6 protein-coding genes, 2 tRNA genes and 1 other annotated feature are annotated in these 9669 nt (G+C 38.8%); of the genes, 4 read left to right on the forward strand and 4 right to left on the reverse strand.

The window, feature by feature from the left end:
* The coding region (locus K5Q29_RS10325; RefSeq protein ID WP_221877125.1) for a helix-turn-helix domain-containing protein at nucleotides 1–852 on the reverse strand (852 nt) is incomplete at its 3' end.
* A 185-nt stretch (nucleotides 853–1037) separates the two neighbouring features.
* Between K5Q29_RS10325 and K5Q29_RS10330 the strand changes: the two genes are divergently transcribed.
* Nucleotides 1038–1109: transfer RNA gene (locus K5Q29_RS10330), tRNA-Glu, on the forward strand.
* Between the two features lie 5 nt (nucleotides 1110–1114).
* Nucleotides 1115–1187, forward strand: a tRNA-Asn gene (locus K5Q29_RS10335).
* A gap of 68 nt (nucleotides 1188–1255) precedes the next feature.
* On the opposite strand, the gene K5Q29_RS10340 is transcribed toward K5Q29_RS10335, so the two are convergent.
* The 3 genes from K5Q29_RS10340 to K5Q29_RS10350 all read right to left on the reverse strand — a co-directional run bounded on the left by K5Q29_RS10340 (nucleotide 1256) and on the right by K5Q29_RS10350 (nucleotide 6431).
* Nucleotides 1256–3835 (reverse strand): YfhO family protein, encoded by a 2580-nt coding sequence (locus tag K5Q29_RS10340; protein ID WP_105139800.1) that lies wholly within the window; start codon nucleotides 3833–3835, stop codon nucleotides 1256–1258.
* Between the two features lie 36 nt (nucleotides 3836–3871).
* Nucleotides 3872–5494 carry an ABC-F family ATP-binding cassette domain-containing protein gene (locus K5Q29_RS10345; protein WP_105139801.1) on the reverse strand — a complete coding sequence of 541 codons (1623 nt, stop codon included), beginning with the start codon at nucleotides 5492–5494 and terminating at the stop codon, nucleotides 3872–3874.
* A gap of 64 nt (nucleotides 5495–5558) precedes the next feature.
* Nucleotides 5559–6431 (reverse strand): YitT family protein, encoded by an 873-nt coding sequence (locus K5Q29_RS10350; protein WP_105139802.1) that lies wholly within the window; start codon nucleotides 6429–6431, stop codon nucleotides 5559–5561.
* A 101-nt stretch (nucleotides 6432–6532) separates the two neighbouring features.
* Nucleotides 6533–6739, forward strand: a binding site (T-box leader).
* A 46-nt stretch (nucleotides 6740–6785) separates the two neighbouring features.
* On the opposite strand from K5Q29_RS10350, the gene trpS reads away from it, so the two are divergent.
* Both trpS and guaB read left to right on the forward strand, forming a co-directional pair.
* The gene (trpS, locus tag K5Q29_RS10355; RefSeq protein WP_105134412.1) at nucleotides 6786–7811 is read left to right on the forward strand and encodes a tryptophan--tRNA ligase; all 1026 of its coding nucleotides are present in this window, start codon (nucleotides 6786–6788) and stop codon (nucleotides 7809–7811) included.
* 231 nt (nucleotides 7812–8042) lie between these two features.
* Nucleotides 8043–9524, forward strand: coding sequence for an IMP dehydrogenase (gene guaB, locus K5Q29_RS10360; RefSeq protein ID WP_024379541.1), 1482 nt, complete (start codon nucleotides 8043–8045; stop codon nucleotides 9522–9524).
* The last annotated feature ends 145 nt before the right edge of the window (nucleotides 9525–9669 follow it).

Raw genomic sequence — 9669 nt, forward strand, 5'->3', positions numbered from 1 at the left:
TTCGATGTCGTCTACTCTAGCGAATTCACCACCATTGTCGGTCAGAATGACAGGGAATAGTTCGCAGAAGTCCATCTCTTTCTGATGCAGGGCATTCTTGATAGCGTAGAGGTGTTTAGTGACCTCATTAGTAGTTTTATTATCAAGTAACCGAGCGAAGATAAAGTTACAGAAGGAGAGGTTGAAGGTGAGAAGTACCTTTCCGCCGATCCGTCCAGTAACGGTGTCCATTTCCAGCCAGTAGCTGATGCCTTCTTTTGTGAGAAAGCGTTGGAAGTCCTCGTAAGACCGTCCTTCTTTGGCAGTTTTAGGAATGAGTTGTAGTTTTCTGGTTCTCCGTTTTCTGAATTTCACGACACGGGGGAAATCAATAGGCTTTGTGGACAGATAGCCCTTTTCAAGATATCGGTAGATAGAAGCTCTGGATGCCGCCAGTTCGTTTGAGGCGATGATGTGGTTGAGGTGTTGTCCTTTTTTGATGGCAGAAGAGACAATCTCGTCCATGCGATAGAATTCTTCTTTATTTAGGGCAACACCTGTTCTTGAATCTGAGAGTTTAGCTTCATAATCAAGCTGAGCTCTTTTTGCGTAGTAGAACTGTTTCTGGTATCCGCAGTTGCTTCTCTTTTTCGGACAGGCATTACAAACGTAGGGAGCCTTTTTTAGCAGAGGGCAGGCCTCACAATTGGAAGTACTAGAGTTCTCTTTCACCACTCTATTTCTCCGAACTTCTTTTGAGATTGTGGACGGATCTTTTCCTAGTTTAACAGCGATAGCCGAGAAGGGCTTAAGTTGTTCAATTCCTATTTGAATATCGTTGCGATCAGAGAGAGTTAAGTGTTTGTTTTTCATTGTCGATTACCAACTTGTCCCATAGTAAGTTCTACCTTATTTCTTTGTCTCATTCTAGTTTCCAGTTTTTAAGACAGACTAGAACTTACTTTGGGAATTTACTACTCTGTCAATACAATAAAAAATCAAAAAAATGTATTGACAAACAAAGTCACATGTATTATACTAGTTATTGTTCTAAAAATGGTCCGTTGGTCAAGGGGTTAAGACACCGCCTTTTCACGGCGGTAACACGGGTTCGAATCCCGTACGGACTATTTCTTCCGCCATAGCTCAGTTGGTAGAGCGCATGACTGTTAATCATGATGTCACAGGTTCGAGCCCTGTTGGCGGAGTAGATAAAGCATAGGAAACCTTGAGAGATCAAGGTTTTTTGTTTTTTACAAGAAAAAACCGAGAAAGTTTAGGATTCTCGGTTCTTAGAATAATAGTATCCAATGAATTGATAGGAGAAAAATACAAAAACTGCACCAAAAGAAATCAGTAAACCTAGATAGAAACCATTTGGTATAAAGGTTAAAACTAGTTTAGTTTGACCTGGACTTACATCCACTTTCATAAAACCCTCTTGCGCTTTTTGGATTTTGATAGGTTTACCATCAATGGTTGCATTCCATCCTTTATCATAGGGTAAAGTAAGGAGGAGTGAGGCTTCTTTATCGGTTACAAAATCAACGGTTACTTTATTACCATCAGTTTTTGTTACTACTTGTTTTTCTTGGAGAATGGAAATAGCCTGTTGGAAAGCTAATAAGTCCAATCGATAAAATTGTGGTTTATCAAAAGAAACTTGATTATTTTCAGGAAAATATACATCGACTTGAACTTGTACATCTGTAGTAAAGCTCCCCACATTGAAGAAAGAGAAAGTATTATCTAGTGTAAACTCACTTGACTGATTATTGACAGTAATGACAACCTTTTTTTGATTCTCATTTGAGAATGTTAAATTTGGCAAATTTAAGTATACTTGGCTATTTGCAGGTATATTTACTAAGAAAGTTGCCTTTGCAGCATCCTCATTGTCAACTTTGTTGACAGTCATTCGATTGTTCAGTTCAACTGTATTTTGTGAAATAACATCTGATAAAGTGTGGTAGTATTTTTGAGATAGCCCTGTTAGTTGATTAAGAAAATTTGTTTGATTATCGAGAGTCAGATTTGTAAAATTGACATCTCTGTAAATCCCTTCAGTCAATAGTGCTAATCCTAGATTAAAACTATTTTCGTAAAGATTAATAGTAGACTGACTCTGATTCAGTGTGAAACCAAACTTATTTGGGTCCGTAGTAGCTAAATTATATTTGATTCCGAATAGGCTATCAGCAATAATTGTATTATTCTGATAACGAAGATTCAAATTGGTACCGTCTGAACGGAAACCGAGCTTATCTAGTACTGAGCTGGAAGCACGGTTTCGAATGGAGGAGAATTGAGAAATACCGTTGTAATTGAATTTCATGCTATCATTGCCAGTTTGTGGTAATAGACGTTCTATACGATAAAATGAATCAGTTGTAGTCTTTGTAGACTTTACAATACTGTCAATATCTGTCAATTTTTCTTCATAGTTTGATCGGCTAGGGAAATGCCATTCATCAGAAATCCCCTGAACCTGATAATGACTATGTAATCCAAGTTCTAAGAAAGTGAAGAACAATAAAACAATATTAGTCCATTTTAAGGATGATTTATAGCGAATCATTGCTACAAAAAGAATGAAGTAGGCTATTAGAAATTCTAGTGTGAGTAGGAAATTTACATCCATTAGAAACTCATAATGATCTCTAAAAATAAAGGTAGAAGCAAAGCAAATGAGTAAAAATGAAACAATCAGAGTAAAATTTTTAATACTTACTTGACGTAGTCGTACCAATGTCTCTGCTGCTAAATAGATAACGGTTATTGATAGAGCCCATGCATAACGATAGAGGAACATGTTTGGCGCATGCATACCTTGCCAAAAAAGATTGAGTGGTTGTAAGTAGAAACTTGAAATAATGAATGTAAAGAATAGAGCATAGGAGAGTTTGACAGTTGGTTTTATTTCTTTTAATGTAAAGAATAATAAAGCGAGTATTAGTGGAACGAGACCAACAGAGATCATGGGAATAGAACCGAATTTTGTTGTATCAAAGCTACCAACTAAGTTTTTTGCAAAGAAGTCCAGATACCAAGAGTCTTCGGTTTTTAGGTTGACAATTTTTGTAAATGTCTCACCATGAGTTTTTAAATCCAAGTAGGTTGGTAACAACATGAACATGCTACTTAGAGCAGATAAAATTGACACTATTGTAAAGTTGATAAATCTTTTGATTCTCTGACTATCTATCCATGATAATTGAACCAATGTCCATAATGTTAGAAAAATAGCCACCATATACCCGAAGTAATAGTTTTGAATAAACAAGCATGTTAATGTTATGTAGTAGAGAATCGGACCCTGTTTTTTTAATAATCGATGTAATCCAAGAAGAATTAGTGGGAGGAGTATAAAAACGTCTAGCCAGTTGTTTATTTCTAATTGACTTGTACTAAAACTCATCAGAGAAAAACTAGTAGCGAGTAATAGTGCCCATTCTTCTTTCAAATTTTTATGGATACACTTTAGGCTGACATAAGTTGACAATCCAGTCAATCCAAATTTGACAATAGTGACAAGATAGATAGCGTCAGGCATGGATTGTAAATCAAAGAAAAAGACAATTGGAGACAGGAATGAACCTAGGTAATAGGAGGATAGAGCATAAAAATTGAGTCCTAAACCACTTGAAAATGTGTAAAAGAGAGAGCCGTCTCCGTGTAAAGTATTTCGTAATGTTTGATTAAAAATAACATACTGATGGAAGCCATCACTGGCCAATATTGTTGTATCACTTCCCCACCAGATTCCTTGAAATGCTAAGACGATAGAAATAATAGTCAGCGGAATAAGGAAAGATAGGAGATAATAAATGGATGTTTTTGTAAATATTTTTTTCATAGATTTAAAAGAAAAGGCGAATAAATCGCCTTTTTATTATGCTTTCCAAAGTTCTTGTACTTTAGCTTGTACTTCAGCATTTTCCAAAAATTCATCGTAAGTTTCATCGATTCGATCGATAACACCGTTTTTAGAAATGACGATGATATGGTTTGCTAAAGTTTGAATAAATTCGTGGTCGTGGCTGGCAAAGATGATGGACTCTTTAAAAGCTTTCAAACCATCGTTCAGACTGGAAATTGACTCCAAGTCCAAGTGGTTGGTTGGATCATCTAAGACCAAGACATTTGACTTGAGGAGCATGAGTTTTGACAACATCACGCGCACTTTTTCGCCCCCTGACAAGACGTTTACAGGTTTGTTAACCTCATCACCCGAGAAGAGCATACGCCCTAAGAAACCACGCAAGAAGGTATTGTCATCTTCTTCTTTGCTGGCGAATTGACGGAGCCAATCAAGGATAGATTCGTTTGTATCGAAGTCACGAGTATTGTCTTTTGGTAAGTAGGATTGACTAGTAGTGACACCCCACTTGACAGTACCTTCATATTCAATATCGCCCATAAGAGCACGAATGAGAGCAGTTGTTTGGATGTCATTTTGACCAATAAGAGCAGTCTTGTCACCTGGACGCAGGATAAAGCTGATATTGTCAAGAATCGTTTCGCCATCGATGACAACTTTCAAGTTTTCAACTGTTAAGAGGTCATTACCGATTTCACGTTCTGATTTGAAGTTGATAAATGGGTACTTACGGCTAGAAGGAATGATTTCTTCCAACTCGATTTTATCCAACATCTTCTTACGTGAAGTAGCTTGCTTAGACTTAGAGGCATTAGCAGAGAAACGAGCAACGAATTCTTGTAATTCCTTGATTTTTTCTTCTGCTTTGGCATTACGGTCAGCTTGTAGTTTAGCTGCTAATTCACTAGATTGTTTCCAGAAGTCGTAGTTACCAACGAAAATCTTGATTTTACCGAAGTCTAGGTCGGCCATATGGGTACATACTTTGTTTAAGAAGTGGCGGTCGTGGGATACAACGATAACCGTATTTTCAAAGTCAATCAAGAAATCTTCGAGCCAGTTGATAGATTGGATATCGAGACCGTTGGTTGGTTCGTCCAAAAGAAGAACATCAGGCTTACCAAAGAGGGCCTTAGCCAAGAGGACCTTAACCTTCTCACCGTTGGTCAATTCGCTCATGTTTTGGTAGTGGAGGTCTTCTGAAATGTTGAGGTTTTGGAGCAATTGAGAAGCTTCACTTTCAGCTTCCCAGCCACCAAGTTCAGCAAACTCACCTTCTAATTCAGCAGCACGAACACCATCTTCATCAGAAAAATCTTCCTTCATGTAAATAGCATCTTTTTCTTTCATGATGCTGTAAAGTCGCTCGTTCCCCATGATAACAACGTCAATCACGCGCTCATCTTCATAGTCGAAATGGTTCTGACGTAGTACAGAAAGGCGTTCGTCTGGTCCAAGTGAAATATGACCTGTTGATGGCTCGATGTCACCAGCAAGAATTTTCAAAAATGTAGATTTTCCGGCACCATTAGCACCAATCAATCCATAGGTATTTCCTGCTGTAAACTTAATGTTGACATCATCGAATAATTTACGATCGCTGAAACGTAGCGACACGTCTGATACTGTAAGCATAGTTTCTCCTCTATTTCTGTCTATTAGTTTTATTGTACTAGAAAGAACTTGAATTTTCAATGAATTACATTGGAATCAAGATATCTTCATCATAATGTTTATAGTCTTTTTGAAGACTGAAGCCACGTCCGCGCACCTGACTCGCAGGCATAACAACCATAAAGGCAGTTTCATCAATTTCTAATACCGCTGTCTCCAGTTTCTGCATTTCTGGAATAGAGGTGGTAGTCATCAACATGCGCTTGTCAACCCCTGTAAAGCCACCGATAATTGGAAGTTCTGTCACACCGCGATCAGCAACTTTAGTAATATAGTCTTTTATTTCTTCTGATTTTTGAGAAATAATCATGACATTTCGAGAAGATTGGGTACCAGACATCATGCGGTTGACAATATAAGTAATGGTCATTAGGGCAATAATCGAGTACATAACAGTATCAGTATCGAAGGCAATAAATCCAAGACCAACGATAATACCATCAATAATAGCCATTGTCAGACCTAATGATAAAGGGGTGTACTTGTGAATAAATTGAATAAGAATACCTGTCCCACCAGTAGAAGAATTTCCAAGGAAAACAAGCCCAAGTCCAAAACCTAGGATAATTCCACCGAAAATAGCAGCTAGGAGAGGATTTTCTGTCAAGTTGGGTAAACCTGCTGTCAACTTGATGCAAAGAGGATAAATGACAGCACCATAGACAGTTTTGATAAATACAGATTTTCCTAAGAAAAACCAACAGATGATTAATAAAGGGATGTTACAGTAGAGGACAAAGTCAGATGGACTCCACCCCAGAAGAGCATTGAGTGCGATTGCTAAACCTCCGACACCACCAGATACGATATTATTCTCTAGAAAAAAACTGTTAAATCCAATGGCCATGACAACTGATCCGAGTGTGACAGAGATAAAGTCCTTTATACGTTCTTTCATATATTCTCCTTGGTTAGTGTTATAAAAGCAATTTCTATTATCCCTAATTTAGACAGTATCGTCAAGGCTTTGTCAGCTTGACTTTCTAATTTTTTGCGGTTATAATAGGAATCAATCAGAAGAGTAGTAAGTGGATAATTTTTAGAGAGTTTGTGGTTGGTGGAAACAAACAAGAGTCGCTTATGAATGGACTGAGTGAATAGAATCTGAATAAATAAGGATTCGGCTAGCAGGCCTTATGTGCAAAAAGATGTAAGCTTATTTAATGCTTATAAGTGAGGTGGCACCGTGTCCTTGACGCCCTCGCACAGTTTTCTGTGCGTGGGCTTTTATTATGTAAAAGGAGAATATTTTATGAGTAAACCGATTATCCTAACAGGAGACCGTCCAACAGGCAAATTACATATTGGACATTATGTTGGTTCGTTGAAAAATCGTGTTTTATTACAGGATGCAGGTCAACATGAACTTTTTGTCTTTTTAGCAGATCAACAAGCGTTGACAGATCATGCAAAGGAACCGCAAAAGATTGTTGAATCCGTTGGAAACGTAGCACTAGATTATCTAGCGGCAGGACTTGATCCAGCTAAGACAACGATTTTCATCCAGAGTCAAATTCCTGAATTGGCAGAGTTGACCATGTACTACATGAACTTGGTATCTGTTGCACGTCTAGAACGTAATCCAACTGTAAAAACCGAGATTGCTCAGAAGGGATTTGGCGAAGGAATTCCAGCTGGTTTCTTGGTCTATCCTGTGTCTCAAGCTGCTGACATCACAGCCTTCAAGGCAAATTTTGTCCCTGTTGGAAATGACCAGAAACCGATGATTGAGCAGACTCGTGAAATCGTTCGTAGCTTTAACCATGCTTACCAGACTGATATTTTGGTAGAGCCGGAGGGCATTTATCCTGAAAATGAGGCAGCTGGTCGCTTGCCAGGTTTGGACGGTAATGCCAAGATGTCTAAGTCACTTGGAAATGGTATTTACTTGGCAGATGACATGGATACACTCAAAAAGAAAGTCATGTCCATGTACACAGATCCTAACCACATTCGTGTTGAAGACCCAGGTAAGATTGAAGGAAACATGGTTTTCCACTATCTTGACGTTTTTGGGCGCGAAGAAGATAAGGCTGAGATTGAGGCTATGAAGGAGCACTATGAACGTGGTGGTTTGGGCGATGTGAAGACTAAACGTTATTTGCTGGATATTTTAGAGAGAGAATTAGGACCAATCCGTGAACGCCGTCTGGAGTTTGCACAGGATATGGGACAGGTCTATGCAATGTTGGAAGCAGGTAGCCAAAAAGCTCGCCAAGTTGCTGCTACAACTCTTGACCAAGTGAAATCTGCTATGGGAATTAACTATTTTAAATAAGGTTAACAATGAAAGAGCAATGTTGAGAAAATGTTGCTTTTTTCATTTATTTTACGACGCAGCAAAAAACAAACGTTCGAATTTTATATGTAAAACTGAATAGAATTTTCTGAATTTTTAGGAATGATGATATTAAAGCGAATAATGATTGACAAATGATTTCAAAATGTTATCATAATTAAAATACAAATAGCAATCATGCTACATATTAAATAAGAAAAGAGGAAGAAAATGTCAAACTGGGACACTAAATTTTTGAAAAAAGGCTTTACTTTCGACGATGTATTACTTATTCCGGCTGAAAGTCATGTATTACCACATGATATTGATTTAAAAACACAATTAGCACCAAATTTGACCCTTAATCTTCCGATTATTTCTGCTGCCATGGATACCGTAACAGATAGCAAAATGGCTATCGCTATGGCGCGTGCAGGTGGTTTGGGTGTCATCCATAAGAATATGTCTATCGCAGAGCAGGCTGATGAGGTGCGTAAGGTAAAACGTTCTGAAAATGGAGTCATTATCGATCCATTCTTCTTAACACCAGAACACACCATTGCTGAAGCTGAGAAATTGATGGCAACTTATCGTATTTCAGGTGTGCCAATCGTTGAAACATTAGAAAATCGTAAGTTGGTCGGTATTATCACCAACCGTGATATGCGTTTCATTTCCGACTATTCACAGCCAATTTCGACCAACATGACAAGCGATGCTTTGGTAACAGCACCAGTTGGAACAGATCTTGCGACTGCGGAGGCTATTCTTCACAAGCATCGTATTGAAAAATTGCCATTGGTTGATGAAAATGGTCGTTTGTCAGGCTTGATTACCATCAAAGATATTGAGAAAGTGATTGAGTTCCCAAATGCTGCGAAGGATGAATTTGGTCGTCTCTTGGTTGCGGGTGCTGTTGGTGTCACATCTGATACTTTTGAACGTGCAGAAGCCCTTTTTGAAGCGGGTGCAGACGCGATTGTCATCGATACGGCTCACGGTCACTCAGCAGGTGTTCTTCGTAAGATCAAAGAAATCCGTGACCACTTCCCAACTCGTACCTTGATTGCCGGCAACATTGCCACAGCTGAAGGAGCTCGTGCTCTTTATGAAGCTGGTGTTGATGTTGTCAAGGTCGGTATTGGCCCAGGTTCAATCTGTACAACACGTGTCATTGCAGGTGTCGGTGTACCACAAGTGACAGCTATCTATGATGCAGCTGGTGTTGCGCGTGAATATGGTAAAACCATTATCGCTGACGGTGGTATCAAGTATTCTGGAGATATTGTCAAGGCACTTGCTGCGGGTGGTCATGCTGTTATGCTTGGTTCTATGTTTGCTGGTACAGATGAAGCACCAGGCGAAACAGAAATCTTCCAAGGTCGTAAGTTCAAGACCTATCGTGGTATGGGCTCTATCGCAGCCATGAAACAAGGTTCAAAAGACCGTTACTTCCAAGCATCTGTCAATGAAGCCAACAAACTTGTTCCAGAAGGAATTGAAGGACGTGTAGCCTATAAAGGTTCTGTTGCAGATATGATTTTCCAAATGGTTGGTGGACTTCGCTCAGGTATGGGCTATGTAGGTGCTGGTAACTTGACTGAATTGCATGAAAATGCACAATTCATCGAAATGTCAGGTGCTGGTTTGAAAGAAAGCCATCCACACGATGTTCAAATCACAAACGAAGCTCCAAACTATTCAGTTCAGTAAAACAAAAACAAGACCCTCTTGACAGGCAATGTCATTAAGTTAAGCATTTAAGTAGCTAAAGAAACTATTCCCGTCTGAGCAGTTCATGACAAAACGGGAATAGTTTTTGTATTTAGGGCGCACAAAAAGGAGGTTTTTTAACCCT

The organism is Streptococcus sp. 2018037, assembly GCF_019754195.1.
Classification (GTDB): domain Bacteria; phylum Bacillota; class Bacilli; order Lactobacillales; family Streptococcaceae; genus Streptococcus; species Streptococcus hashimotonensis.

What these genes read in the sequence shown, in the direction of transcription:
- K5Q29_RS10340 (WP_105139800.1), bottom strand. Translation starts at nt 3,835, where the DNA reads ATGAAAAAAATATTTACAAAAACATCCATTTATTATCTCCTATCTTTC.
- K5Q29_RS10345 (WP_105139801.1), bottom strand. Translation starts at nt 5,494, where the DNA reads ATGCTTACAGTATCAGACGTGTCGCTACGTTTCAGCGATCGTAAATTA.
- guaB (WP_024379541.1), top strand. Translation starts at nt 8,043, where the DNA reads ATGTCAAACTGGGACACTAAATTTTTGAAAAAAGGCTTTACTTTCGAC.
- K5Q29_RS10350 (WP_105139802.1), bottom strand. Translation starts at nt 6,431, where the DNA reads ATGAAAGAACGTATAAAGGACTTTATCTCTGTCACACTCGGATCAGTT.
- trpS (WP_105134412.1), top strand. Translation starts at nt 6,786, where the DNA reads ATGAGTAAACCGATTATCCTAACAGGAGACCGTCCAACAGGCAAATTA.